This is a genomic window from Silvibacterium acidisoli (assembly GCA_022870745.1).
In the GTDB taxonomy this organism is placed as follows: domain Bacteria; phylum Acidobacteriota; class Terriglobia; order Terriglobales; family Acidobacteriaceae; genus Silvibacterium.
Map to the genome: position 1 here is coordinate 3,109,659 of CP085323.1, position 25,078 is coordinate 3,134,736.

The window sequence follows — 25,078 nt, forward strand, 5'->3', positions numbered from 1 at the left end:
AGGCGATTGCAAACTGTGACTACTGGCAAATATCAAAAGCCCGGACCATTCGATGGTCCGGGCTTTTGATTGTATGAGGCCACTAGAAGGAGTAGCGCAGGGCAAACTGGAATTGACGCGGGCCTCCGGTCGCAGTAGGGACCGAGGCGTTGACAGTGGATGTGATGACTCCGGTCGTGCCCTGCGTGATGCCGGTGCCGGTAGAGCCGCCGTAGGCTGCCGATGGATTGTTGAAGTTGGGATGATTGAGGATGTTGAAGGTGTCTGCACGGAACTCTACCGACTGCTCGTTGGCGAACCGGACTCGCTTGATAAGGGTAAGATCCCAATCCTGTAGGCCCGGACCGCGAATGCTGTCGAAGCCGGCGGATCCGTAGCTGTAGACGTAGCCGGCGCCTCCGTAGTTGGTATAGTTTGTACCGTTCTCGGGGGCATTGGAACGGTAGGCAGCGGTATTGAACCAGTCCTGCCGGGTATGAGTCCTATGGCCAGTGTTGCCGTCGATGCTTGCATTCTGGTCGACGCCGGGGACGACAAAGGCGCGGTCGCTGGCACCGGTATAGGACGCCAACGCATCCGTTGTGCTGGTGCTGATTGGCCGGCCAGATTGGAAGGTGAGAATGGTCGCGGCCTGCCAGTTGCCGATGATGTTGTTCACAACCGGACCGACTTCGCCGAGGAAACGATGGCCGGTGCCGATGGGTAAGTCGTACTGGCCGGTGGTGACGGAGCGAAACTCCTGGTCGAAGGCAGAGGGGCCGTAATTGGAAGCGAACTCGTATGGATTTTGCAGGCTGGAGACCTCCAGCGATTTGGCCCAGACAAGGTATGACTGGAAGCTGAGGCCAGTCCTGAAGCGTCGTTCGGCGCGCAGGAGCACCGAGTTGTAGTTGGAGGAGAAGCCGTCGCTCAGGTAGCTGATGCCAGACCAACGAGACTCGGATCCGATGGTGTTGAACGGGCGAAGAGCGTTGACCTGGGTGGAGCGCGCCGGATTGGCGTTGCGTGCGGCGAGTTCAGGAATATTGATGTTTTGCGTGCTGACGTTGTGAAGTGTGCGGGACCCCTGATAGCTGATTTCGAAAAGGGCAAAGTTGTGGAAGTCATGCTGGACGCCCAGCGAGTACTGCTGGGTGTAGAGGGTCCCGATATGCGGATCAGCAGTCGTGATGGAGATGCTGTTTGTAGTTTGCGTGCCTGAAGTGCCAAACGCTGAAGGCCCCCACAGATACGGATTAGTCGTGACGCCGTCTGCGTCAGGAGTAGGCGCAGTGAAAGACTTGGTGAGAAGAAACGGCGCTCCAAGCCCCATCGCCGGGTACCAGGTCTGTACCTGAGGAATACCGTAGTAGATACCGTAGCCGCCGCGGATCGCGGTCTGCTCCTGGCCGAAGAGGCGATAGGCAAAACCTACGCGGGGAGCGAAGTTGGTAAGCGGCGCTGCCCACAGATCATGGAAGACCGGTTGCGTGCCGGATTGTTGAAGAAGTCCGGTGGTGTTATTGAGTGTGTAGGAAGGGCCACGGCCGGTGAGAATCTGATTGTTCACAGGGTCGAAGCGGTCGATGAGGTTGTAGCCTTCGCGCTCTGTGCCGGTGTACTCCCAACGCAGGCCATAGCTGAGGGTAAGTGAGTTGGAAGCTTTCCACTCGTCCTGCACATAGGCTGCGCCGGTGAACTGTTCGGGATATTGATTGACATTGCCGGTGCCGTAAGAGTCGGAGGTGATGTAGCCGAGCAGGAAGTCTGCGAAGGCATTCTGAATATTGCCAAGACCGCCGGTGTATTGGCCGCCGAAGGAGAAGTAGCCGCGTCCGGTGGTCTCAAAGAAAGAGTGCTTGAAGAAACGAAGCGCATCGGCGCCCGCCTTGAGCGTGTGGTTGCCGACGACCCAGGTGATGGTGTCAGAAGCCTGGACGGTGTTGTCGCCGCGCCATTGGGGATTGTTCGACGCGCCGATGGAACTGATGCCGGTGATGGCAACGGCGGGAACACCTGTGTTGCCGTTCGTGGAAGGCTGCATGTAGCCGTTGCCTTGTGGCAGGCCAAGTTGAGCGACCACATCGCCCTGGTCTGCGTCCTGGTTGCCGTAAGAGGCGTCCATGCGATTGAACCCGATCCGGAACTCATTCAGCAGAGAAGGAGTAAAGGTATGCAGCAAGGAGATGGATCCGTGCTGGTAAATGTGGTCGCCTGCGCCGCCAAATCCAGGGACTACAGAATTCGAAACGACAAGGTCACCGATGGTGCCGGTGTCACGGCCCTCAAGAATGGTGTAGATTCCGCTGAGGTTGTCCCTCCGCGTGAGCACGTCGTCCACACGAAAGCTGCCCTGATTCTCATCCGCCGTGTTGAGTTTGTGGTTAGCGAAGACGCCAACCGATCCGTTTTGCGAGGTGGAAGCAGGGAAGTATTTGAGAAGGATCTGGCTTGCGGCGCTGACGCGGCTCGCGGGCACAACATATTGGCCATTGGCATTGGTTGCAAAAGGCAGGCCGGTCGTAGGATCGAGGATTCTGGAAGTGAAGAGCGCATCGCCACTGGAGGTATAGCTGCCGCCTTTCCAGTCGTTAAGAGGGCTGGTGCCACTAACCGCTGGATCGGCCGATTGGCGTTGTGCTTCGAATGCGGCGAAGAAGAAGGTCTTGTCTTTGACGAAGCGTCCGCCGAGGGCTCCACCAAATTGCTTGGTCTGGCCTGATGGTGGTGGTAGCGGTGATGCAGTGAAGTTGTACTGAGGAGAGTTAATTTTGTTATTGCGATAGAAGGTGTATGCACTGCCGTGATAGCTGTTCGTGCCAGAGCGGCTTGTGAGAACGATCTGGCCACCATTTTTGCGGCCGAACTCAGCTGGAGCTTCGCCTGTAACGATGCGGAACTCTTGAATAGCATCGAGTGATGGACGAACGGTCGGCTGCCCCGTGGTCCAATCTGTGTCATCGGAGCCGTCGAGGATGTAGTTGTTGTTGGAGGGGATGATGCCTGCGACGACGAAGCCGCCGCGGTTGGCGAGAGAGTCGCCCTGAGCCGTTGGAGAAACGTTGGGATCAAGCTGGGCCAACTGCCAGAAGTTGCGGCTGTTGGTCGGTAGTTCCTCCAGCTTTCGCTGATCGATAACGGTGCCGTTAACAGGATTTTCAGACTGCAGAAGGATGCCGGTGGATGTGACCTGGACCTGCTGGACAACGGAACTCACGCCCAACGTTGCATCGATACGGGCTTCCTGCTGGATGTTGAGAACTACGCCCGTATAGTCGCTGGGCTGGAACCCGGAAGCCTGGATGTGGACGGTGTAGGTGGCGGCTGGAAGTTCGGGAACAACGTAATCGCCAGTCTTATTGGTGGTAACAGTGTGAGCGATGTTGGTAGCAGGATTGAGCACGGTAACGGTTGCCCCGGAAACGACCGACCCCTGAGAGTCGCGAACGGTTCCGCGCAAGGTTGCGGAGACGTTTTGAGCAAACGCGGAAGAGAAGACGGAAAAAAGGCTGGCGGCAATGGCAATGACGGCCAGTGTTCTTCGCTGCATTGAATATTTCCTTTCGAGCAGTAGCGATGTTGAGAGAGCCCGAGCCCTGCAATAGGCGGGTCGGAGCAGGCAGAAGATCGTGACATCGGCCCAGTGGCAGAAGTCGCCAGGCATGGGCTTCCCGCTTTTGAGCGGACCCATGCGGCGAAGCACACGCATGCCCGGGCCTGCTGGAAGTAGAGATAGCCTCGGCAATCAGGTCGTTGAGCTCGTCATGAACCTGACAAAGCTACGCACCGGATCGCAGAGCCCTGCTCGTAACGCAACGGCGGTATTACTCCGGCGCTAACTTAGCGAGTCTGGATTGGAATGGATTTTGGAGTGAGAAACTGGGTCAGCAACAACAATAACGCGCGCCCGGAACGGGACGTTGGGTGACCTTGGAGGCGCGCAGTGTATGTTCGCTATGCATGGTGTTGTAGTAACTGTGTTTCACTCTATAACAAAACTCTACGTCGTCAAGATGTTTGTTGAGTGCGGCGGCAAATGGAACTAGAACTCGCTTACACAAAACGAAACTGTGTCATTAACTTTGTGAAAAGATGGGGGCTGGCATCCAGCCGAAGTTTATCCCTGTGGACGGATGACGTCGCGACTGAATCTCTCCATCTCTTCGAGTTGTGGACTGAACTGGAGAAGGAGAAGGTCGACACCCACTTCTTCGAATCTCGCAACCTGTTTCCGCACCTGCTCGGCAGTACCGAACAAGTTCGAACGAAGTCCGCGATTTGAGACGGAATACTCCTGGAGCGACATCTTCTGCTCGAGCTGTGTGCCCTGAAGCCACTGCTCGTAGTTTGCGAAGCCCTTCGCGCTCGCGTTGACGTTTGTAATCCGTTCCAGCTCCTCGCGGACTTCGGCTTCGGTATCGCGGACAAAAGAATACCCTGCGACCCCGAACTGCATGGGCGGAAGTCCAAGCTTGTCGCGGCGCTTTCTCATATCTTCAATCTTTGTGGCGACATACTCCGGTGAGTCGCCGTGCATCACGTAAGCGTCGCACTTCTCCGCGATAAGATTCTTCGCTGCTTCAGATTCGCCACCTGCATAAATCACCGGGCGTGGAGAACGTACGGGTTTCGGTTCCAGTACGGTGTTCTCGGTGCGGTAGTGTTTTCCGGTGAAGCTGAACAGATCCTGGCACCATGCTCCGTTCACGACATCCAACCACTCCGAGGTGCGCTCATAGCGATCGTCATGCTTCTCGAAGTGGACGCCGTACATGCGCGCCTCCTGCTCCCACCAAGACGAAACCACATTTAGAGCGAGTCGACCATTGCTGATCTGGTCGATGTTTGCAGCCTGTTTCGCAAAGAGAGCCGGGGAATGAAAGGTGGGGCGCACGGCGACCATGAGCTCGAGCGTGCTGGTGATCGCGGCGAGTGCCGCCGCAGTCGACCATGCGTCGAGGCTTGGAGCCTCAATGCCCTTGATGTCGTTCAGGTTAAGCTCGGCGATCAAAGACAGCGCGTAGCCAAGCTCCTCACTGCGCCGTGCGAGCTTGCTCACATACTGCCAACTCGCCTCCATCCCTTCGTCACCTACGTTGCGTAGCCACCCGCCGAACACCGGCATCCAGTAGCCATATCGGATCTGACCTTTAGCCGGCACGTTCCACCTCTTCGATCAGGAAATCTGCAAGTTTAACGAATGGGTCGAAACCAATCACCCTTGGTGCATCCGCTACGAAGTTGGAAAGCGCATTCACATCGTAGTAGTAGATCTCACCGTCTCGATCGTCCACGATGTATTCCACTCCGCCAACATCGATGCCCGCTGCCTGGACGATGCGCTCGATATTCGCGATCACATCCGCGGGAGGCGTGTAGCCTTCAACCTTTAATCCGGCTTTCGATGCCTCCAGTACGCAGGCGTTGTTAAGGCTTTCGCCTCTGGCAGTCTGGCAGATATCGGCGGGGCAGAGATCGAATGTTTCGCCGTTCAGGTAGACGCGGATGGCATACAGGTATCGTCTCGCTAACGTCTCGACGCGGGTAATGTAGCCGCCTCGCGCCGGAACAAATTCCTGCACCAGGGCGACATTATCGTAGCCAAGATCGATCTGGCCTCCACGAACTGCAGCCTCCAGTTCTTCACGGGTGTTGAATCGGACGATGCCTTTGCCGCTGCCTCCGATGTTGGCTTTCACGATGATCGGAAACCGCAGCCCCTCTACGGCCGCCAGGGCCTGTTCGGGCGCATGAATGATTCGCGAAGGTAGATAGCGGATCCCAAGCGAGCGCAAGAGCGAGTGTTGAGACGACTTTGAAACTTCGAAGCGAAACGCTTGGGCTCCATTGATGACGCGTTTACCGAGCAAGTCCAGATGATCGAGGTATGCCAGTGTATGGAAGATTGTAGATCCATTCCCGCGGCTGTTTGCCGAGGGGCTCATACGATTGAAGATCACCTTGAATGGGGCATCCGACCCAATGTCGAAGAAGGCATCGGGTGCGTAGACTTTTGCAAATGAGAATCCGCGCCGGTCAAGCTCGGCAAAGATGGGAGCAAACCACTGGGGATGTTCATAAAGGAATGCGAGTGAGCCCTCTCGGGCTGGCGGCTGGATCAGAGTTGGAGCGCTCAGTTCTGCGTCTGGCATGCAGCATCCTTATAACTATCGGTTACTTATTGCTGAGGTATATTCGATGAGCTTCCCGGTGTTCGCATGCTTCTTCATTTCGAGAACCGAGTTGCAACATCCGGTAATTTCACCAGTTCGATCGTGAAGAGGCTGCGAATTACTTCAGCGACCATACTACATTCATCCAAAATGAGAACGCGATTCATCCCACTCTCACTAGAGACAAATCGAGATACTCTGCGCGGGAGGAGCGGTGCACGAGTGGAGATGCGTGCCCGTTCTGAGGCGTATCCCCTGAAGTCGATATCTCGAGCAGTTGCACCACACGCGCTCCACATCTTCCGCAGGATGCGCCAATTACCGGCTCGATCGCGGAGCGAAGGCATATTCCGCAGTAGTTTATCCCTGTCGAACTGGAGACCCACCCGAGACGTACACATGGGTGATTCGTTCCGATCATTACGGCATATAGTTCTGAACTTTTCACGATGCCTCCCTGATGGTTGCCTTCGTGTCGTAAATCGCTACGTTTGGGTGGAGAGTCATCTCGGTCCTTTCAGAGATGAAGATGGAAGAGCGAGCAAGCGGAAGAGCGAGCTGGCAGCGGGGCTGGCGTCAATGGAACTAACCCAGATGTATTCCCGGGGATCTTTGCCGCACATGGTCTGGAACAGGCCCTGGGATTTATGTTCCGCAATCATCCAATGGACGATGATCTGGTAGCTCAGTGAGTCGTGGAAGCCGAAAGTGGTTGTTCGATCAAAGGCGTATGCGTAGGAAGCAGGCCATGTTTCGTTAGACGGAAAAGTTCGGCCATCGGTATCGAAACCCAGAAGGGCAGGGCGTGCGTCGGTTGGCAAAGCCTGAATCACGGTAGATGCCAGCTCCGTGGTCTCCTGGTGATGACCGTGCATACTTGTACGAGGAAGAATGCAGAATATGTAGCGGTAATGTTCGCGCTTGACCAAGGATGAGATTGTGCCCGTGATCAGCGTTATATTCCATCCGCTTTTTTGCCCATTTGATTGATCTGTCGTGAACGCAGTATCTTTCTGATTGAGAAAATAGTGGTGCCTTATGCCGAGCACTCTCCCTGCTCGCACTGCTTCTCTTCGCCGGATGGCAGGCAACGACTGACGACCGATTGTTTCGTTCGTGAGGTTTTTTCCGTAATAGGGTTCTGCAAGTGTTGAGTATCGATAGCCGCCTTCTCCATCCGTGATAATCAGCTCATCGACATCCCCACGAAGCTGCACCGCCATCCTGTAAACGGTTGCCGCGAAGTAATATTCGTCATCGGGATGAGCAACGACGATCAGCGTCTTTCCCGGCACCTGAGAGAGTGCCGGGAGTGAGGTTACAAGGATCGGGAGAAGCGAAATGAACAGAAATGCTCGGCTTGCCAGCATGCGGCGCATGGAACTCCCTCACAAATTTTGCGCAATTTAAGTTGGCATGACCCTGCAAAGTCCGTATTTGAGGAGCGTTCTCGCAAATCGGCATAACCCAGAAAATATTCTGGCGCGATGTCATCCTCGAAGACGAGACAGTCTCAAGATTGTGGCTGCAGGGAAGAGGGCAAGGAGGGAGTCAACAACAGCGAAGTCGTACCTCAATTGATGAGGAATGAACTGTGACTGCAGTCAGGTATTGCAGAAGCACCTTCATTGTTTCTGAGGCTAGCACTACACTGCCTGGATGGCAATCACGGAGATTAAAGTGGTGACGCGGCTTAAATTTCCTACGCTATGTGTTTCCCAGAATATTCCGTGGCGAAATTGAGAACCATCAATGATGGCATCTGCTATGCTAACGGCATGCAGCGTGCGAACATTCTGTGTTGTTGCTCCTCACGGCCTTGTCCTGTTGAGTTGAGCAGTGCGCGCTAAGCATCTACGACTGATTCAAAGCAGCAGCAAGTTGACCGGGGAATAGTCCGCGCTCTTTCGCTGCTCACTTGACTCTCCCGGCAACATTTCTTGTACCGATTCCCAGGAGAGCCCCATGTCTCAATTCAAAGTTTCGCGGATTCTCGTCGTTTCTTTACGCTTCTTACTCGCGATAGCGTTTCTTGCCGGTTTGCAGGTTGCCATTGCGCAGACCTTTGTTGGAGGAATTCGTGGCTCCATCACCGATCCGAGCGGGGCGGCTGTCGCGGGGGCTTCGGTCAGGCTCACGGACGACCATACACAACAGGTTCGAAGCACGATTGCCGATGGCGTCGGTGCATACTCTTTCAATGCATTGAAGCCTTCCACATACACGCTTCACGTTGAAGCGGGAAGCTTCAGTCCCGCCGATCGGACGCATATCATCGTCTCGACGCAGGACTTTCTCACTCTCGATGTAGCGCTGAGCGCCGGAAGCTCCGTAAGTACAGTGGAGGTTTCGGCCGATGCTCCATTGGTTGACTCATCGACGGCTTCGGTCAGCACCGATCTCGACCAGCGCCGCCTCGAGGATATACCCGTGCTGGGGCGGAATCCTTACATCACGGCGAAACTCTCGGGGATCTTCGTCAATACTGGCAATCCGCAATTCATCCGCTTCGCCGATCAGAACGGCACCTCGACCACTTCAGTTGCTGGCGGTCCTGTGGCTGCAAATCTTTATCTCGTTGATGGAGTCCCGATCACCGATACCAACAACCGCCCGATCGTGATTCCTACCATCGAGTCCATTCACGATGTGAAGGTGCAGGCAAACACTTACGATGCGCAGGTCGGTCGTACGGGCGGTGGCGTCTTCAACACGCTGCTTCGCTCCGGTTCGAACACCGTGCATGGATCGGTCTTCGGTGAAACGCGACAGGGCTCATGGCTGGCCAACGATTTCTTCGCGAACCGGGAAGACATCCCCCGGCCCGACAGTCCGTACTACAACTGGGGAGCATCGCTTGGCGGACCGGTTGTGATTCCTCATGTCTACAACGGACACGACAAGACCTTCTTCTGGGTCGGAACAGAGGGCTACATTCAGACGTCGCCCTACACGGAGAGTTTCGCAGTGCCGACGGCGCTTGAGCGCACAGGCGACTTCTCGCAGAGCTTTAATGCCAATGGTTCACTCAACGTGATCTATGACCCAACGAAGACTTACACCGATGCGCAGGGCATTCACCGCACACCATTCCCGGGGAACAAAATTCCGGCCGGGCAGTTGAGCACCGTCGGCAGGAACATCGCTTCCTACTACCCTTCACCGCAAACGTCTGGGCCTACGGGAAGCTACAACTTCACGGGTGTCGATAATGTACGTGACCACGCTCAGGAAGTGACCGTGAAGCTGGACGAGCAGATTCGTTCCTGGTGGAACGTGAGTGGATCCTACATCTTCTACGAAGCGTTGCAGCCACTGGGGAACCCTTTAGGCACGCTGCCCGGCAGCTATTCCTATACCTATCATCGTCAAGTCGATGCGACACAATTCAACAGCACTTGGATACTCAATCCCACGACCGTGTTGACAGCGCGCTATGGCAACAATCGCTTCCCGAATCTCATTGCCGAGGTGAGCCAGGGCTTTGATCCTGCGAGCCTTGGCTTGCCTGCGAGCTACTCTTCACAGGTAGAGTCGAAGTTCTTTCCAACGATCTTCCTGCGAAACTTCTCGCAGCTCGGGCAGAATACGAGTTCGTTGGACAATTGGAAGTCCCAGATCGTAAACGGCTCGCTCGCCAAGACACTCAATCATCACAACGCTACTGTCGGAGCAGAATATCGCCGCGTACGCATGGACTTTCAGGACTTCAGCAACGCGCCCGGCACGTACACCTTCTCAGGCGCATTCACGCAGGCCGATCCAAGCACAACCGGTGACGGCACCGGCTCCGACCTGGCCGATCTTCTGCTGGGATATCCGGTGTCCGGCGAAGTAGACATCACGACTCCGCTGAAGACGTACTTCGACTACTACGCTGTTTTCGCGCAGGACGACTGGCGCGTGACTTCGCGGCTGACCTTGAACCTGGGCCTTCGCTATGAAGCCGAGACAGGCCTGAAGGAGGACAACAACCAGCTTGCTGTAGGATTCGACCGCACGGCGGTATCGCATCTCTCGAACGGCACGGCGGTGAATGGCGGTATTCTCTTCGCGGGAGTGAATGGCAATCCGCGCGATACGGGAAACCTGTCACGACTGAAGTTCGCTCCGCGCATCGGAGCATCCTATCAGCTCACTCCAAAGACCGTTCTTCGCGGCGGCTATGGCATTCTCTACGCGCCATTACGCTATGACCCCATCGGAACGCTTGCCCCTGGATATACAGCGGCGAACTCATACATTGCCAGTAATGACAACGATCAGACACCGGCGGGTTCGCTGAATAACCCCTTCCCATCCGGCTTCAGCAAGCCTGCCGGCAACTCAGCGGGGCTGCTGACCGGCATCGGCAACTCGGTGACGACGTACGACCAGTCTCTTCACGCGCCGCGCGTGCAGCAGTTCTCAGTTGGAGTCGAAAGGGAATTGCCGGGCCATATCGCCATCGAAGCCTCCTACATCGGCACGCGATCGATCAACCTCAATCCATCACCGACCAGCAGCACTCCGATCAATACCAACCAGCTCAATCCTTCGAACTTCAATCTTGGCGGATCGCTCAGCGATGCCGTAACCAATCCCAACTATGTGGCCGGTGGCCCGGGAATCATTGGCCAGCCCACAGTGTCGCGTTCGCAGGCCTTAAGACCGTTTCCGCAATTCACTTCAGTGAATCTTTTCGTCAGCTCCGCGCATGCCGACTACAACGCTTTGCTGATCAAGGCAGAGAAGCGTGCCGGGCACGGTTTGAACATCGTCTCTTCCTTTACATGGTCCCGCAACACGGATTCTTCATTCGCCACGGCCAACAGCATCCAGAGTCCTGGGTTCAGTGCTCCGCAGAATGTCTACGATCTCGAAGCGGAGTATTCACACTCGGTGACCGATGTGCCATATCGTTTCGTGGCGGGCGTTCTGTACGATCTCCCGTTCGGTAGAGGGCAGAAGTACAACACGGGTAATCGATGGATTGACGAGGCGATCGGTAGTTGGCAATTGAATGTGCTGCCGACGTTCCAAAGCGGTTTTCCTGTTTCGATCTCTCAGAGCAACAATCCGAACAGTACGATTGCGGGCAACGGCATCCAGCGGCCGAACCGGGTGCAGGGTATTTCACTGGGCACGAAGGGAAGTCTCTACGATCGGCTCGGCGGATACATTAATCCGGCCGCCTTCTCGTCCTCAGCGGCTTACACCTTCGGCGATGCTCCGCGCACGCTCTCGATGCGCGGACCCGGTTATGAAAACTGGGACATCTCGCTCTTCAAGAGCGTGCTCGTGCGTGAACGTGTGAATGTGCAGTTTCGTGCGCAGACGTTCAATACCTTCAATACTCCGCTCTTTGCGGGGCCGAACACGGCATATGGCAGCGCAAACTTTGGAGCCATTACCGCACAGTCGAACTTTCCCCGCTACCTGCAGCTAGGACTGCACATCACTTACTAGTGAAAGGACGCATGATGACATCAGGAGTCTCCCGGCGCAGGCTGCTTCAATCCTCTAGTCTCGCAATCGGTGCCGGACTGCTACCCTCTAGCGCATTTGCAGCGAGCGCTCCGGAGCAGACTGGTACGATCCATCTGAATCTCAATGAGAATGCCTTTGGGCCATCACCGAATGTGCAACGAGCCATCCAGGCAGAATTCAGTCGCCTGAATCGCTATGCCGATGCTGCTTTAGCGCAGGCGCTGGCGGAAGAGGTAGCCAGCTATGAGAAGGTTCCCGTCGAGCAGATCGTGCTCGGCGAGATTCTTGGTGCGCTCGGCCTCTCGTTCGGAAGCAAGGGAGGACCCGGCGGAGAGTTCATCTATTCCACCCCCGGTTATCTCGCGCTGGTCGACGCCGCTTCACACTTGGGGGGCGTCGGCGTGCCTGTTCCATTGGATAAGGAGTACCGCAACGATCTGGATGCGATTGCTAGTCGTGTGAATTCAAAGACGCGTGCGATCTATCTGATCAACCCGCACAATCCAACCGGAACAGTCAGCGACGATGAGGCGTTCAAGAGCTTTCTGCGAAGCGTCTCCGAGCGCGCTCCTGTGATTGTTGACGAAGCTTATCTTGAATACACGCCAGACTTTGAGAGGCGCTCAGCTGTTTCTCTGGTAAAGGACGGAGCCAACGTGCTGGTCTTTCGCACCTTCGACAAAATTCACGGCTTAGCAGGTCTGCCGATCGGGTATTCCATTGTGCCTCGCGCTCTTGGAGAACAATTGCGCAAACAAGGGCTTGGTGATGCGGAGGGCTTGGGCCGTTTGAATATTGCCGCGGCATCTGCTGCACTCGCCGATCGCAATCATGTGACTCAGGTGCGCGCAGCAGTGGCGACAGAGCGGCAGCGATGGAACGCGCTTTTAGATGACTTGAAGCTGAAACACTCTGACGCAAACGGCGACTTCGTCTTCTTCAATGTCGGTGTTCCGCTTCAGCAGCTCGCAGATGCCCTGCGGGCAGATGACATACTCATCGGCCGCGCCTTTCCGCCTTACGACACCTGGGCTCGTATCACCATCGGAACCCCTGCCGAAAACAGAAGGGTGCAGCAGAGTGTAAAACGGTTCCTGCAGCGGAGAAGCTAAAACAACACCCTGGCTGCCCTGCAGCATCGAGAACCTGCACGATGAGATATATATCTCCAGCAATCATGAAAATCGAAAGCACGAACGCGGCCTTTGCCTCGAAGCAGTCCAACGCGGTCTTCACGAGCGTGAAGATCGGCTTGAACCTTGATGGTGCAGACACGCAATCCGCTTCATCCGGTTATGTCGCGAACGCTTAATCGTTAATGGAAAATGGGATGGATGCAGAAGCTTCCATCCACTCCATTTTCTCTCTGATTCAGCGCGAGATCGAGGATTTCCAATGCGACCAACGTTCGTAAGCGTCTTCCTTTTCAGGAGACAAGTCCCGGTAGTCCTGCAGCCAGAAGCGAAACCAATCGACGTTCCCTTGTTGTGAAGCGAGACGTTGGCGTGGCTGCTGGAGAATGTGTTGGCCGTTCGAGATGTAGATCAGATCGACAGGCTTTCCCTGCTGATAGAGAGAGGAATAGATCTCCCATTCGAGCAGGATCGAATATTAGCGGATCGCCTCGACCCGCAAAGGTGTATGCACCTGATTCAGGTTGAAGCTTGGAGCCGCGTCTAACCAATGCGGCAGATTCGCCCCAAACGGTGAACCGCCATCGGCTGCTTCATGATTGTTCTTACACGAAGGCACATTAGGGCAGAGCAGCAGGTAGCTCTCATATCCCTGGTCGATACCGTCGATGAGGGTCGCGGCTTTGAACAGGTCTGGATACCGTTCAAGGGTTGTTTCGACGTACCAGCTGGTACGGCTGAAGCCGATGATTCCGACCTTTTCTGGATCGATAAGCCCTTCTGCCGCCAACTCCTTGATCGCAGCCGCACTTCCATCCGCGAAAGAGGCAGCCTCCTCGCACACCGGCCGAGAACTCCGATCTCTTCTGTCTTCAACCTGGAGAACCATCATGCCTGCGGCGGCAAGCGGCCGGGCGGCGAACCCGGTCGTGTACGATCCGTCCACGAGAAACTCATGCGGATTGAAGCCGTGGGTCTGGATGACCAAAGGATAGCGATGTCCTGATTCATATCCGTTCGGTTTAAGCAGGCCTCCGGACCACTCATAGCCGGACGGATCGCGCCAATGGAACACGGACGCAGTGCCGGACTTCAAAGCGGTCAACCGTGCATTCGGAGCCCACAGGAGCTTTTGCTTTCCTGTCTTGATATCGGCTGCCCAGAGTGCCTGTGGCTCATTGAGACTCTGTCGAACTTCCACTTCGATGGTTGTGGCAGGATTGCTGGGTTCGGGAGATGCAGACGTTCGTTCCCATTTTCCCGCTTGATTCCGATAGGTTTCTTTGATCAGCGTTCCATCCTGTATCCACTCTGTCTGAATCGCTTGGGACGCACCTTGAAACGATGCCTTCGTAAGCCGCATCTTGGGAAGCCGGCTGAGCGCAACGCACGCAGTTCTTTCTGTCGCGACGTCAAATGTCGCGACGGCGCATGGAGCGTTGACCTCTTCGATCGTTCCGAGAGCTGATTCTTTCGCAAGAAACGTGTTTGTGACCAGTCCCATCTTTCCATCCAGAGACCAATGGTCTGCCCGGGGAAATTTGTACCAGATTGAGTGATAGAGACTGGTTACAAGGGGCAGGAAATGCGGAGTGGCAAGAAGCATAGTGCGGAGTGGGTAGTGAGCCTTCTTCGTCAGATCGAAGTGGGTGTTGCGAACGGGAAGACGACGGTCCAGGCTTGCAAGGAAGCGTGCGAAGGCCTGAAGGTTCCGCAGAAACAGAAGCCGCGTGGTCGTCTGTGGTTCAACGACGGCCGCATGGCCCGCACGCTGAACACACGAGGGAGGCGCTGGTGGTTCGGTTCGAACGGAGATGGTCGTCTGCGAAGGTGATCGGTGCGCTGGCCGATGCGATGGTGGCCAAGGGCGTTCCTGAGCACCTGCGATCCGACCACGGGCCCGAGTTCATCGCGCACGGCCTGCGCAAGTGGCTTGCCGATACGGGCGCAAAGACAGCCTACATCGAACCCGGCTCGCCGTGGGAGAACGGCTACTGCGAGAGCTTCAACTCGAAGATGGGGGACGAGTTCCTGAACGGGGAAATCTTCTACTCGATGAAGGAACTCCGAGTGCTTGCCGAACGCTGGCGCAAGCACTACAACACCATCCGGCCACACTCATCGCTTGGGTATCGGCCACCAGCGCCAGAGGTATGGCTGGCATCAACCGCTGGGCAGGCGGAGATCGCTGCGCTACACTAACAATCCAACTGGTACAAAACTTCGGTCAGGCCATGGCTCTTAGACACCGGGCAATTCCACGAGGAAGACTCATTCAATGAAGATGGCGAGGTTCGAGAAATTCCGTTCGACCGTTGCACCTATCTCGGGCATGCGGACTGTCCGGGCATTGTCTGGGACGACAAAGCAGTGAAGTCGTCTTGCACCTGCGTGCATCACAGACTGAGTCATTAAAATTGCCGCCTCTGTCTGCATGAGGCTCGTGAGCGCCCAGTATTTTACCTCCTCGATCCATCCTGACGTCGACGAGGACTCGGCAGCGTTGCCCTTTCGGCCTCTCAGGTTCGAGAAATAGATCGTCTTCTTAAGGCCAAAAGTCGTTAGGCTTCCTACTTATCGCTCTGTGGACAATGCCTGAAGTACATTGCAGGAGACTAACCCATCGGTGTCATTTTTCACGCGAAACGAGTAGGCTTTCCAGTGTATGGACAATGTAGAGGCGCTGAGCCTTATCAAGGTACTAGAAATGCGTCTCGCTCTCATCCTTCAGAAAATGCGATCCGATGGCAGCTTGGCAACTCTTGAAGTCCTTTCACTGAATGATCCCCACAGTAATGCGTCGATCTCGCAAGACATTTACCGAGCTCACAGCGTTGAGTTGGAATTCGCTATCCGAGAGCTAAAACGCTTGACTCGTTAGAGATCCACGGAGAGCAGAAGAACTCATTGCCCTGACCATATGGGTAGCACTTCCAAAGGGTCACACGTCTCCAGATCGAAACATAGCAATACGTTGGATGGGCCGCATTCCCAAGCTCTGTCCTGAAGAACGCATGTTGCTGAGCTAATTCCACTCGCTTCCGGCCAGCGGGAGCGTCCAAGAATACTTCGCATTGCTCGATGACAAAGAGTCTTCAGGCGCTTTGAAGAGATGCATTTGGATTGATTTCCGAGATCCCCTACTAAGATTTGAATCGTCCCGCGACGTGATCGGCAAGGATATCGGCGTTCATTAAAACGGCCGCCATTGAAGGGGCTGTCGGCGGCATGAAGTAGAGGACGTGAATCACAATCGATCCGAGCCCAATGCACCAGCCGAATGCATCCAGCGCCCTCAAAATAAAGCGATATGCAACACACACGTGGGGTGCATGAGCACAACATCCACGCCTTTCCTTCGAGGGCTGAACATCGAATACGATCGTAATAGCCGCGCCTTGAGGCAGGTAAAATTACAAAGACGGGCAGAGCTTGGGACAATACGTACGCGATCGTCCGGATGCTTCTGAAAAGGCGCAAGTTCAGGTCCGAGTATTGGGTTCGTATTCCGGTTAAGGACTGCGTTGCTGCTTCGGTGGAACCTAGTAAAGCCACTAGATAGCTAAATACTTGCCGAAGCTAACTCGGAGACGGGTTGCCTCTCCTTCGGAACAACCGAGTCGTTTGACGAAAGCATCTCATCATGGATGTATGACACTCCTGGCGCGCATCCCTGGCAGCAGCGCGCCCCTTTTTGACTTCATCTCTGCCGGTTATGCCCATTTATGCTGCGCTATTCGTTCCCATCTATTTCTCTGCCCGTCGAGTCGAGATCTGGTGTACGCACTGGAGAAGCTCATCCGGCGAGACGGGTGCTTCTAGTAGGCGCACATGGAGGTTTGGCAGATCGCCAAGAAATGTACGGGAAGCTAGGATTTCACAGCCAAGCGCTTTCGCGGCTAGGGCAATGTTTTTTGCCGCCTCGGTCGGCAAGTACGAACCTAGTATCACGACGTCAAATCGGGTTTGCTGAAGCAGCCGGATCGCATCGCGCGAGGAGGTTCCGTGCACGTCCCATTCTCGAAGAATCATTCGCCGCGTCATCAGCAGCACGGAATCGTCCTCAATAAGCAAGATGCGTGTGCTCATCGGAAATTACGGGACAAGTGAGTGTCCGCTCCAGTGCATCTGAGTAGGTGTGTCTTCGATCGAGAATCCTAAAAAAGAGAAGTGTATGGGCCTTCCGAAGGAGAGTCCCCGACTCGTGCGCGACGACTGCTTTTCACCTGATTTCCGGCATGCCCTGGAGATTATGAACAATATTTTCTACCTTCTCGAAAAGAAACCGGAGGATGTAGAGATGGTGCGGCACCTTGTCGCATTTGCCCGACCGGTTTTGGGGAAACTGATCAAGGACGTTTTCCCAGAGCGTGAATTTGCTCAGCCTTCCACTTCCGATGGATCCTCTGGATAAAGTGACTGCTCGGTGAGCCGGTACAGGGTAGCAATGAGCTTGCGCGTCACCGAATAGCACTCGCAGACTGTGTTCTCGAGTCCGACGCGATCTAGGATCCGGATCGTGCCCCGTGAGTATTCGATTAGCCCTCGAGCCTGGAGATCGCCTGCAACTTCACTGACCGTCGTCCGCTGCGAGCCAATCATCTCACCGAGAAATTCCTGCGTCAGTCTGAGTAAGGAATTAGCGGTGCGGTCCTGGATCATGAGCAGCCAGCGGGAGAGGCGCGCTTCGGCGGAATGAAGCCGATTGCACCCGGCAATCTGGCCTAGCAGCGCAGTCTGGTACTGGGCATAAGCAAGCACAACGCGCCGGACTTCCTCCTCACTAGCGAAGAGACGCTGCATGGTCGCGTATTCCATACGGAGCGCCGTGCCCGCGATCTGCATGAAGCACCGCGTTGGCACGGGCACTGACCCGAGAAGATGAACGCCCTGTGGTATGCCTTCGCGCCCGAGCGTCGTCACCTCGGTTGTGCTGCCCTCCAGCGTGGTCGAGACGACGCTGGCAATGCCCGAGGTAATGAAGTGAATGTGTCTCGGCGTTTCGTTGGGTTCGTAGAGGGGGGCGCGAAGGGGCAACCTCACTCGCGTCATCTGCCCTGTCAGCTTGCGCTTCAGGGCGTCCGGTAAAGCGTCGATCAAAACATTTGAAAGCGGATAGATCAAAGCGAGTCGCTCCTCCAGAGACCACGACAAGAATATCGCCTCCATATGTCGGCCAGGCGGAATAGCGTCAGATTGCGTCTGGCATCCGAACCAGAAGGCGCTTGTAGGGCTTATCGCCCTGCAAGCGCCTTCAATTTCAATCTAATGGAGATCCCATGTATCACCACGTAAAGAAGCTTATGTACACGGTGAATGTCGAAACCCCGGACGTTCGGTTTGGAAACATGCTCCTTGAGCAGTTCGGCGGGGCGAATGGCGAGCTGGCCGCCGCCATGCAATACACCATACAAGGCTGGAATTGTGTCGACGACCTCGCCCGGCGGGACCTTTTGCTCGATATCGGCACGGAGGAACTCAGCCACCTCGAGGTTGTCGGCGCACTCATCCGCTTACATCTCAAAGACCTCAAGACGAACCGTGAGGCGGCCGAGGCCGATCCACTCGTGACCATCGCTGGTGGTGGGGGAGTTGCGTTGCTCAACTCGCGCGGTAATCCCTGGACAGCCGACTATCTCAAGATTACAGGCGAACTCGATGTTGACTTGCGTAGCAACATCGCAGCCGAGGCGCGCGCCAAGATCGTCTACGAGCGCCTCATCGATCACACGGACGACCCGGGCACGATCGATACACTCCAGTTTCTGATGACGCGCGAGATTACGCACATGAAGGCTTTTGCGGCAGCGCTCGAAAGCATAGAGAAACCGCCTTTTTCGATTGGCCGGCTAGCCCCGACACCCGTGCTGGTCGACGAATATTTTAACGGCTCGACAGGTGACGGAGACGAGGGCGAAACCGATATGCGTGGTCCTTGGAGTAAGGCATACGGGATGCATGTTGTCGAATCGCAGCTTACTGGAGGCGCGGGATTGTCCATTGGCAAGGTGAGGGGCCTTGCAGGCCAGGAAGAGCGTGGCAAGCAGGACAGCACCCCAACCACGACTACCGCACCCGCGCGCGAAGAGCTAATCGGCGTTGAAGGACGTTAAAACACCTAGGCTGAGGAGAGAATATGAGCGTTGAAACTGCACATGAGCTGTTCGTCGAGGAGTTGAAGGACATTTATTCGGGCGAGAAGCAGGCCATCAAGGCGTACCCGCGGCTCGTCAAGGCGGTGCGCTCCGAATCCCTGAGGGACGCAATGCAGGCCCATCTAGCGGAAACTCAAGCTCAACTCGAGCGGCTTGAACAGATCTTCGAGCTGCTCGAGGAGCGGCCTGGAGGGAAAACCTGTAACGGAATGAAGGGTCTGCTCGAAGAGGCATTCGAGCACAAGGATGAGATCGACCCGGGTTCGGTCCTCGATGCCGCCATGATTGGCGCCTTACAGCGTGTCGAAGATTACGAAATCGCCGCTTATGGCACAGTCGTTGCATTTGCCGAAGCAACAGGCCAAACGGAAATTCTTCGGCTGCTCGAAGCGACCCTGATGGAAGAAAAACAAACCGACGAGAAGCTGTCCACTGTCGCCCACGAGGTGAACGAGGCGGCCATTGCTGAAGCCGAGGGTGGCCAGGAAGAAGAGGATGGAGGGAACGATAAGGAAGGGAAAAAGGAGGGCAAGGCGAAGAAGAGCCGAGTGATACGCAAACCTGCAAAACCGCTCAAGAAAGCAACTAAACAATCGCGTTGAAATATTCCGGGTGATAACGGAGGGTTAGCGGTGCAATTTGCCGCTACCCTCAACTTAACGTTGCGCCCCAATTTTAAGCGCTAATCGCGCCGCATCCCCAAGATTTGAGCAATCATGGGCTGAGGTGCCGTCACTGCGAATTGACTCTAGAGCTATCGTGATCCCTCACTGAGGTGACGTTGGCGGTTGTACGCTGTGCTTTCACTGCGACCGTTTAGGGCATGCCTTTCCGATGGCCAAATTGGAAATGACAGTCTTGCAAGCTCTCTATTCTGTCGAGCCCGGTTTATCGCTTCCCCGAAATTTACGGTTTTGAAATAATTGGCATTGTTGATCGATGAGACCTGGAGTCGGCTGTGGCAGACGTAACCCCGTACGTCTTCTTTTGGAGAGCGTGCTGCCTAAGATATTGGAACGAGGAGCGATACCTTCATTCTGTGATTTTTGGGGGCACGGCTAATCTGGCGAAGCGGTTTCGAGGCTCAGAGTTAACGTAGAGGCGATCTTGAAGACTCCGCGATGAGATGTGTGACCTCAGAGTGTGTTTTGCTCCTCACCCAAAACCAGGTCTTCTTCCTCCGTTTGTTGACAGCCTTTTGGGGTAGCTTTCCTGTTTTCGGCAACGTAGCATATGATGCCACACTTTCCACAGCATCCGTTTCGGCCCTGCAACCTTAATAGCAGATAGACGGCCGCGGTCGATCAAGTCTGCAATGGCTTGACTCGATAGACCCCGGATATGAGCCGCCTCCGCCTGCGAAATATATTTATCTGTGCTGATCTTTGTACTTTGTATCTTTCAAGTACTTTTTGTAGATTTGAACTACTAGTCTCTCCCCTGACGACGCGGGTTTGTACATACAATCCGGAATACGGGATACGCGGACGGTGACACGCCGCGTACTCCTGACCACCGTCACCTTCCTAGAAAGGCGACGGTATGGCTGTTTCTAAAAGTAATCGTAGATCCTCCCCTGACGCAAGGCGGATTGCCCAGCAGTTCTTTCCTAAGAGATACATTTCACAGGAACGCCTGCAAGCGTGGCTCGACGCTACGGCTCATCTCGAAGCCCGCACACCCACCCTCCTTTCCTGTGTATGAGGGCCTATTCAATCTCAATTCCTATGCCCAGAAGCTGTTCGATCTGGTAAGAGAGATTAGCGAGAAGTTGCACCATCCATTGGGCCAGTTCGTCTACCGGCAATGTCTCGTACAGCACACCCGCTCCGGCGTCACGAGCGACGTTCTCGATCAAATGAATGACATTGAGCATACCGAGGCCTGGTTATTCGAGAGTCTCGGCCGGCATGAGGAGATGAAGCTGCGGGATCCGGAGGGTGTCTATCCAATGGTCCGTGAGCAGGAAGCAGAACGACTCAAAACGGCCTGCCTCTGCGCCTGGAGTTTTTCAGGATTCCACCGACCACGAAGTTCGATCTCCCGCCAAAAAGTCAGTTCGTCCGCGCAAACCAGGAAAGAAGGCTCTTGGGAAGGGGTTCGCCGTGGCTCAACGCGAAAGGAGTAAACACACGCAATTGAGATCGGCCACGAGTTGTGGATGCGAAGTCTTACTGTATGAGTTCTTTGATTTTGCTGGAATCGCCGGCGAATCGTCCGAAAAAGAGGAAGGGCCAAGTCGACCCGAATCCAACCCGGTTCGTATCGCGGCGGTCGATGTCGAGGATGCTACTCGTATCTTCGAAATAGCTGGCCAGACTTCCGGGTTCAGTGTGTAGTACATTGGGCTGGTCGAACTCGCTGCGGGAGTCACTTGATTAAGCAGCGCCGCTGATCTACCGGCCAGGTAGTCGCAATGGCTCCTCTCTGGACGGAAGCAGAGCAGGCAGGAACAGGGCGAGAATGTTACCGAAGAGATGGCCGCTACTCAAAACGAAGCAGGATTCAGTCAGAGGGCCTTCTAAAGCCGTGAAGGAGGCCTGAAGAACTATCCAGGCCTTGAGGTGGTGTTGGGCAAGGAAGCTATTAGGCATTGTTATGCATTCTATGGTGAAAACGATAGCGCGTGACATGGTGACCCGGATGGCCGAGAAGTTGACGCTCGCTGTTCCGACCGAAGCAGGAGGCCTGATGCGATTTTCGCGTGTCGTGAAAAAACTGGAGGATGTAGCGCAGATAGCTTCCGGAGCAGCCGTTTATCACAATGCACATAGATTGCCAATCACTGTGTATGAAGAAGACGGTAAGAAAAGCGTGTCGTCGTGGTCATGCGGAACCGCGTTTAATCCCCGTGAAAAGGCGGCCAAACCACCTCGGGCACAGGACGAGCTGCGGGCAGATTGAGCTAGCATTGAGTATGGATTTCGAAGCGTTGACGAAACCGTGCCCGCTTTGCGTCCAGGGTTTCGGATTGTTCATGATGTTGATAGTGGTGGTCGAGAGTCACATCGGTATGATTCGTGGCCGGTGGGAGCAGGCAGACGATTCCTATGAGCGCGGAGGCATCCCAGCTTCGTATTGGTTCATGATCGCCGCGGCGTTCTTCGGCGGAGTCGCTCTTGTTTGGTACGGAATAACGATGGGTAACAGCGTGTAAAAGCTAATCAGAAGAGATTGAAACTTTATGGGGTGACCGCACGTAACTAGCTTCAGCAAATGGATGGAACACCCTCCGCCCTCGGCAAACACCGGGGGCTCTTTATTGCACCCATAAAGGTGCTGGTTTGATGCGGCTGCATTGTGGGCAGTTCCTGCGATGCTCTTCAAAATCAGTCCACGCCTGAAGTTTCTCTCTTAGATCTGGAGTGGTCAGCTTTGTTAAACGGTTTCCGTCGAGCTCGGCAGCAGTGGGCGACGTCGTCACATAGCCATTAAGTAGCTCTAAGCCCTCAAGGCAAGGGCGGATCAATCCCGAAAGCCAGTTGGCAACAAAAGTTTCCAATGATGTCAACCGCTCCATAGAACCATCATAGCTGACTGACTTCTGACGTGCGCAGATGGCCGTTCCGAACCATGCTGAGCTGTGTTAAACGCCCGGCTGTGGGCTTTTTCGGATGTCTTCGAATGGTGAGGGTATCTTGGCGTTTAGCCGGACAGAGCTTTGCCTAATCCGTAGCTTGGACTGATGCAACAAAACCAGCATCTCGAGTCTCGATAAGCGAGATAGAGCCACTTGCCGTTCGACCCTAAAGGCGATGGCTATTGCGGTATTTAGCGTCGACGATTTCATCACGAGTCCCGAGGATATCTAAGCCTGTTCGGCCCACGTACAAGATTCGCGCCACGCGGTGCCGCCCCGAGCCCTTGCATAGCCTTTCGTGCGTGGCCATTTTAGGAGTGCCGCCCGCCATCACTATTGCGCGATCAGTCTCCGGTAGAGGGTAAAACGGGGCGTTCCGATGGGCGGTTTTCCAGGTACCAAATTAACGCCGGTCCGATGTCATAACGGCGAAGCGCCTCACCGTGACGCGTTCGATCTCGAATAAAGCCGTGATCAGTGAGAAATGCGATTCGCTCGACCAGCCGGGTGAAATCCTCGAAACAATAATAGTGGTCTCGCACGTAGGGCAGGGCGGGCATCAAGTCCGCCGAACAAACATAGATCGTCGTTAAAAGCGGATCAGCTTTCAGGTCCGTTTCAAGTCTGTCCAGGAGTTCAGGCATCAGAAATTCTAACGTCACGGGGCTTAGGTAGGTCAACGTTAACCTCCGGCTACTCGAATGGAAACAATATATTGCAATTGCACCCGTTGTGTAGAGTGATTTTCAGCCATGGCGTATCAAGTCGAGTGGCTGATTCAGCCGAATAGGAGGGATTGGCAGACGTTGAATGGGGTGCTGAAACTTTGGCGGGTACCAGAAATCAAATAAGTTAGATTGACCGCCCCGGGCCTGCGGCAGACATCTGGCGCCTTTTATTGCACTAATAGAGATGTCGGCCCGCGTCGCCCGCACGCAACACAAATCTTCTGGTGTTCTTCGAAGACATTCAAGGCCCCGATCTTAGCCGACAGCTCTTTCTCGGTTAGCCGTGCGAGTGGGTCGCGTTCCAGTTCTCCAGGAGTTGGGGACATCGTCACATAGTGATTGAGAAGCATTAAGCCCACTATGCAAGGGGTTCGCTCCCCAGCCAGCCAACGTGCTACGAAAGTTTCCAACGACATTTGTACCATACGGATATGCTAGCCCTCGAGCCTGCGTATGTTGGAAATGATCATCGGTCTAAGTCCCGCAGCCGACTAAGGGCAAGCAACACGTCGGACTGTGGCCGAACGTCCTCGACGCGCACGTGAAGCGTCGACGTTGCACGTTAAAGCATAACAGAATGAACCGATTACGACTTCACGTAAGGCGTCCATTCTGCCGACCGAGGGGCGGGTCAAATCTGAGCCTTGAGGCCCAGAGAGTGCCTTAGCACTAGAGCTCCCACTCACAAATTAATGAACAAAATTAGAAGACTCCTAAAAGAATTTCAAGCACTTTAACGCAGCAAGCTGAATCGACGCCTTAAGGAAGCACTTAAGCTGTTGATTATAAGCATGTTATTGTTGACAGCTATAGCCTTCTACCCGATGGTGGTCTCACTTCGGTTTACATGGAGGGGCCGAAACGTGCAGAAGATCATTCAGCGAGCGAACGGGGCGGTTTCAAACTCGAGCCGCAACACTGGTGCGGTTTTGGGGTAATCGCGCCCGCTAACCTAGCTCATCGGAACGCAAAAATCAAAGTGGGCAGAGATTGGTGGATTAGGCGAAGTGGCGTCCACTGAGAGGCATTACTGATGGGAGGGCGTTTCCCGATACCGGTCCTGCTTTTTGCTATTGGAGGATTTCGATGAACTATTTTCTGGTGATGAGCAACACTCTCCCGACGAGAAGTAATGCGCCGGATATCTTTGTGAGGCTAATCGGATGTACATCCATCCCGAATCAGCCGAAATGATCAATCACGAGAGATGCTATGGGTGCTGCCGTCACGGTTAAAGCCATGAAGTTCCCCGTTCCTACCCGGTGCACCAAGCTCAGCCCGGCGAACACCTCGACTGCCCCGACGAGACCGCCAAAAACTGCCCATCAAGGCATCTCATGGATATCCCGCATCCCCGGCAGTGGGTGAGGCATCGCGAAAAAGAGTGCAGTAAAGAAGAACGTGATAATGAGGATCGAAGCGAGATAGGGATTGACCAGTGATTTGTTGAGTTGCCCATTCATGGCTGCGCCACAGGTCTGAAGCGCCCCGCCGAGAATGATGAACGGAATAATCCACGATGCATTCATGTTGCCTCCCGTGTTGTGGGAAGATTGCGTTCATGAGGAACGCTCCCGCCATGCTAGCGGCAAGTGCGGCAGGCATGGCAATAGCTCCAGCGTTCAAAAAGTCCCAGGCGCTTACATCAAGCTTTTTCTTTGCGCAGAGCAAGCAGCCAAAGAAGCGCTGCGAGTGAACCCGTAACCGAGAGATTCGGACCGAGATCGACACCGATGAGAACCGCATTGGCGAAGAGCGCAGGTGGTCTGCCCGGGGAAATTTGTACCAGATTGAGTGATAGAGACTGGTTACAAGGGGCAGGAAATGCGGAGTGGCAAGAAGCATAGTGCGGAGTGGGTAG

At 55.0% G+C, this 25,078-nt stretch carries 17 protein-coding genes and 2 pseudogenes; 8 read left to right on the forward strand and 11 right to left on the reverse strand.

Translation table 11 applies throughout. The annotated features are described in order from the left end of the window. Nucleotides 1-82: 82 nt before the first annotated feature. The 4 genes from LJD29_RS13215 to LJD29_RS13230 form a co-directional block, all read right to left on the reverse strand. The gene (locus LJD29_RS13215; protein ID WP_446742009.1) at nt 83-3,529 is read right to left on the reverse strand and encodes a carboxypeptidase-like regulatory domain-containing protein; all 3,447 of its coding nucleotides are present in this window, start codon (nt 3,527-3,529) and stop codon (nt 83-85) included. A 567-nt stretch (nt 3,530-4,096) separates the two neighbouring features. Further along, nucleotides 4,097-5,122: an LLM class flavin-dependent oxidoreductase gene (locus LJD29_RS13220; protein ID WP_446745902.1), complete on the reverse strand. Its 1,026-nt coding sequence runs from the start codon at nt 5,120-5,122 to the stop codon at nt 4,097-4,099. A 7-nt stretch (nt 5,123-5,129) separates the two neighbouring features. Continuing rightward, on the reverse strand, nt 5,130-6,131 hold the full coding sequence (locus LJD29_RS13225) for an ATP-grasp domain-containing protein (protein WP_446742010.1): 1,002 nt from the start codon (nt 6,129-6,131) through the stop codon (nt 5,130-5,132). A 524-nt stretch (nt 6,132-6,655) separates the two neighbouring features. Then, nucleotides 6,656-7,531 carry a PIG-L family deacetylase gene (locus LJD29_RS13230; protein ID WP_446742011.1) on the reverse strand — a complete coding sequence of 292 codons (876 nt, stop codon included), beginning with the start codon at nt 7,529-7,531 and terminating at the stop codon, nt 6,656-6,658. A gap of 586 nt (nt 7,532-8,117) precedes the next feature. On the opposite strand from LJD29_RS13230, the gene LJD29_RS13235 reads away from it, so the two are divergent. From LJD29_RS13235 to LJD29_RS13245, 3 genes are all read left to right on the forward strand, one after another. Next, complete coding sequence (locus LJD29_RS13235; RefSeq protein ID WP_446742012.1) at nt 8,118-11,600, forward strand: outer membrane beta-barrel protein; 3,483 nt, start codon at nt 8,118-8,120, stop codon at nt 11,598-11,600. 11 nt (nt 11,601-11,611) lie between these two features. Further along, nucleotides 11,612-12,733, forward strand: a complete 1,122-nt coding sequence (locus LJD29_RS13240) for a pyridoxal phosphate-dependent aminotransferase (protein WP_446742013.1) — start codon at nt 11,612-11,614, stop codon at nt 12,731-12,733. A gap of 65 nt (nt 12,734-12,798) precedes the next feature. Then, nucleotides 12,799-12,933, forward strand: coding sequence for a hypothetical protein (locus tag LJD29_RS13245; RefSeq protein WP_446742014.1), 135 nt, complete (start codon nt 12,799-12,801; stop codon nt 12,931-12,933). Between the two features lie 299 nt (nt 12,934-13,232). On the opposite strand, the gene LJD29_RS13250 is transcribed toward LJD29_RS13245, so the two are convergent. Continuing rightward, the gene (locus LJD29_RS13250) at nt 13,233-14,258 is read right to left on the reverse strand and encodes an alpha/beta hydrolase family protein (RefSeq protein ID WP_446742015.1); all 1,026 of its coding nucleotides are present in this window, start codon (nt 14,256-14,258) and stop codon (nt 13,233-13,235) included. Between the two features lie 192 nt (nt 14,259-14,450). On the opposite strand from LJD29_RS13250, the pseudogene LJD29_RS13255 reads away from it, so the two are divergent. Next, nucleotides 14,451-14,956, forward strand: a pseudogene (locus LJD29_RS13255) (integrase core domain-containing protein); the annotation flags it as partial. 1,545 nt (nt 14,957-16,501) lie between these two features. Here the strand turns inward: LJD29_RS13255 and LJD29_RS13260 are convergent. Both LJD29_RS13260 and LJD29_RS13265 read right to left on the reverse strand, forming a co-directional pair. Beyond that, nucleotides 16,502-16,843, reverse strand: a complete 342-nt coding sequence (locus tag LJD29_RS13260) for a response regulator transcription factor (protein WP_446742016.1) — start codon at nt 16,841-16,843, stop codon at nt 16,502-16,504. Nucleotides 16,844-17,134: 291 nt separating this feature from the next. Further along, the gene (locus LJD29_RS13265) at nt 17,135-17,908 is read right to left on the reverse strand and encodes a Crp/Fnr family transcriptional regulator (RefSeq protein WP_446742017.1); all 774 of its coding nucleotides are present in this window, start codon (nt 17,906-17,908) and stop codon (nt 17,135-17,137) included. A gap of 125 nt (nt 17,909-18,033) precedes the next feature. Between LJD29_RS13265 and LJD29_RS13270 the strand changes: the two genes are divergently transcribed. Together LJD29_RS13270 and LJD29_RS13275 are read left to right on the forward strand one after the other, a co-directional pair. Further along, nucleotides 18,034-18,867 carry a manganese catalase family protein gene (locus tag LJD29_RS13270; protein ID WP_446742018.1) on the forward strand — a complete coding sequence of 278 codons (834 nt, stop codon included), beginning with the start codon at nt 18,034-18,036 and terminating at the stop codon, nt 18,865-18,867. Nucleotides 18,868-18,890: 23 nt separating this feature from the next. Then, nucleotides 18,891-19,511: a ferritin-like domain-containing protein gene (locus tag LJD29_RS13275; protein WP_446742019.1), complete on the forward strand. Its 621-nt coding sequence runs from the start codon at nt 18,891-18,893 to the stop codon at nt 19,509-19,511. A 1,106-nt stretch (nt 19,512-20,617) separates the two neighbouring features. Here the strand turns inward: LJD29_RS13275 and LJD29_RS13280 are convergent. Continuing rightward, nucleotides 20,618-20,785: a hypothetical protein gene (locus LJD29_RS13280; RefSeq protein WP_446742020.1), complete on the reverse strand. Its 168-nt coding sequence runs from the start codon at nt 20,783-20,785 to the stop codon at nt 20,618-20,620. A gap of 767 nt (nt 20,786-21,552) precedes the next feature. Between LJD29_RS13280 and LJD29_RS13285 the strand changes: the two genes are divergently transcribed. Beyond that, on the forward strand, nt 21,553-21,813 hold the full coding sequence (locus LJD29_RS13285; protein ID WP_446742021.1) for a hypothetical protein: 261 nt from the start codon (nt 21,553-21,555) through the stop codon (nt 21,811-21,813). 73 nt (nt 21,814-21,886) lie between these two features. Beyond that, on the forward strand, nt 21,887-22,066 hold the full coding sequence (locus LJD29_RS13290) for a hypothetical protein (RefSeq protein ID WP_446742022.1): 180 nt from the start codon (nt 21,887-21,889) through the stop codon (nt 22,064-22,066). A 102-nt stretch (nt 22,067-22,168) separates the two neighbouring features. Here LJD29_RS13290 and LJD29_RS13295 read toward each other — a convergent pair whose 3' ends face one another. The 3 genes and pseudogenes from LJD29_RS13295 to LJD29_RS13305 form a co-directional block, all read right to left on the reverse strand. Then, nucleotides 22,169-22,429, reverse strand: a complete 261-nt coding sequence (locus LJD29_RS13295; protein WP_446742023.1) for a hypothetical protein — start codon at nt 22,427-22,429, stop codon at nt 22,169-22,171. A gap of 404 nt (nt 22,430-22,833) precedes the next feature. After that, entirely contained in the window at nt 22,834-23,133 is a 300-nt protein-coding gene (locus LJD29_RS13300; RefSeq protein WP_446742024.1) for a hypothetical protein, read from the reverse strand. A gap of 1,265 nt (nt 23,134-24,398) precedes the next feature. Continuing rightward, a pseudogene (locus tag LJD29_RS13305) lies at nt 24,399-24,746 on the reverse strand (DMT family transporter). Between the last annotated feature and the right edge of the window lie 332 nt (nt 24,747-25,078).

What these genes read in the sequence shown, in the direction of transcription:
- LJD29_RS13215 (WP_446742009.1), bottom strand. Translation starts at nt 3,529, where the DNA reads ATGCAGCGAAGAACACTGGCCGTCATTGCCATTGCCGCCAGCCTTTTT.
- LJD29_RS13225 (WP_446742010.1), bottom strand. Translation starts at nt 6,131, where the DNA reads ATGCCAGACGCAGAACTGAGCGCTCCAACTCTGATCCAGCCGCCAGCC.
- LJD29_RS13230 (WP_446742011.1), bottom strand. Translation starts at nt 7,531, where the DNA reads ATGCGCCGCATGCTGGCAAGCCGAGCATTTCTGTTCATTTCGCTTCTC.
- LJD29_RS13235 (WP_446742012.1), top strand. Translation starts at nt 8,118, where the DNA reads ATGTCTCAATTCAAAGTTTCGCGGATTCTCGTCGTTTCTTTACGCTTC.
- LJD29_RS13240 (WP_446742013.1), top strand. Translation starts at nt 11,612, where the DNA reads ATGATGACATCAGGAGTCTCCCGGCGCAGGCTGCTTCAATCCTCTAGT.
- LJD29_RS13245 (WP_446742014.1), top strand. Translation starts at nt 12,799, where the DNA reads ATGAAAATCGAAAGCACGAACGCGGCCTTTGCCTCGAAGCAGTCCAAC.
- LJD29_RS13250 (WP_446742015.1), bottom strand. Translation starts at nt 14,258, where the DNA reads ATGGGACTGGTCACAAACACGTTTCTTGCGAAAGAATCAGCTCTCGGA.
- LJD29_RS13260 (WP_446742016.1), bottom strand. Translation starts at nt 16,843, where the DNA reads ATGAGCACACGCATCTTGCTTATTGAGGACGATTCCGTGCTGCTGATG.
- LJD29_RS13270 (WP_446742018.1), top strand. Translation starts at nt 18,034, where the DNA reads ATGTATCACCACGTAAAGAAGCTTATGTACACGGTGAATGTCGAAACC.
- LJD29_RS13275 (WP_446742019.1), top strand. Translation starts at nt 18,891, where the DNA reads ATGAGCGTTGAAACTGCACATGAGCTGTTCGTCGAGGAGTTGAAGGAC.
- LJD29_RS13280 (WP_446742020.1), bottom strand. Translation starts at nt 20,785, where the DNA reads ATGCTCAATGTCATTCATTTGATCGAGAACGTCGCTCGTGACGCCGGA.
- LJD29_RS13285 (WP_446742021.1), top strand. Translation starts at nt 21,553, where the DNA reads ATGGCCGAGAAGTTGACGCTCGCTGTTCCGACCGAAGCAGGAGGCCTG.
- LJD29_RS13290 (WP_446742022.1), top strand. Translation starts at nt 21,887, where the DNA reads ATGATGTTGATAGTGGTGGTCGAGAGTCACATCGGTATGATTCGTGGC.
- LJD29_RS13295 (WP_446742023.1), bottom strand. Translation starts at nt 22,429, where the DNA reads ATGGAGCGGTTGACATCATTGGAAACTTTTGTTGCCAACTGGCTTTCG.
- LJD29_RS13300 (WP_446742024.1), bottom strand. Translation starts at nt 23,133, where the DNA reads ATGCCTGAACTCCTGGACAGACTTGAAACGGACCTGAAAGCTGATCCG.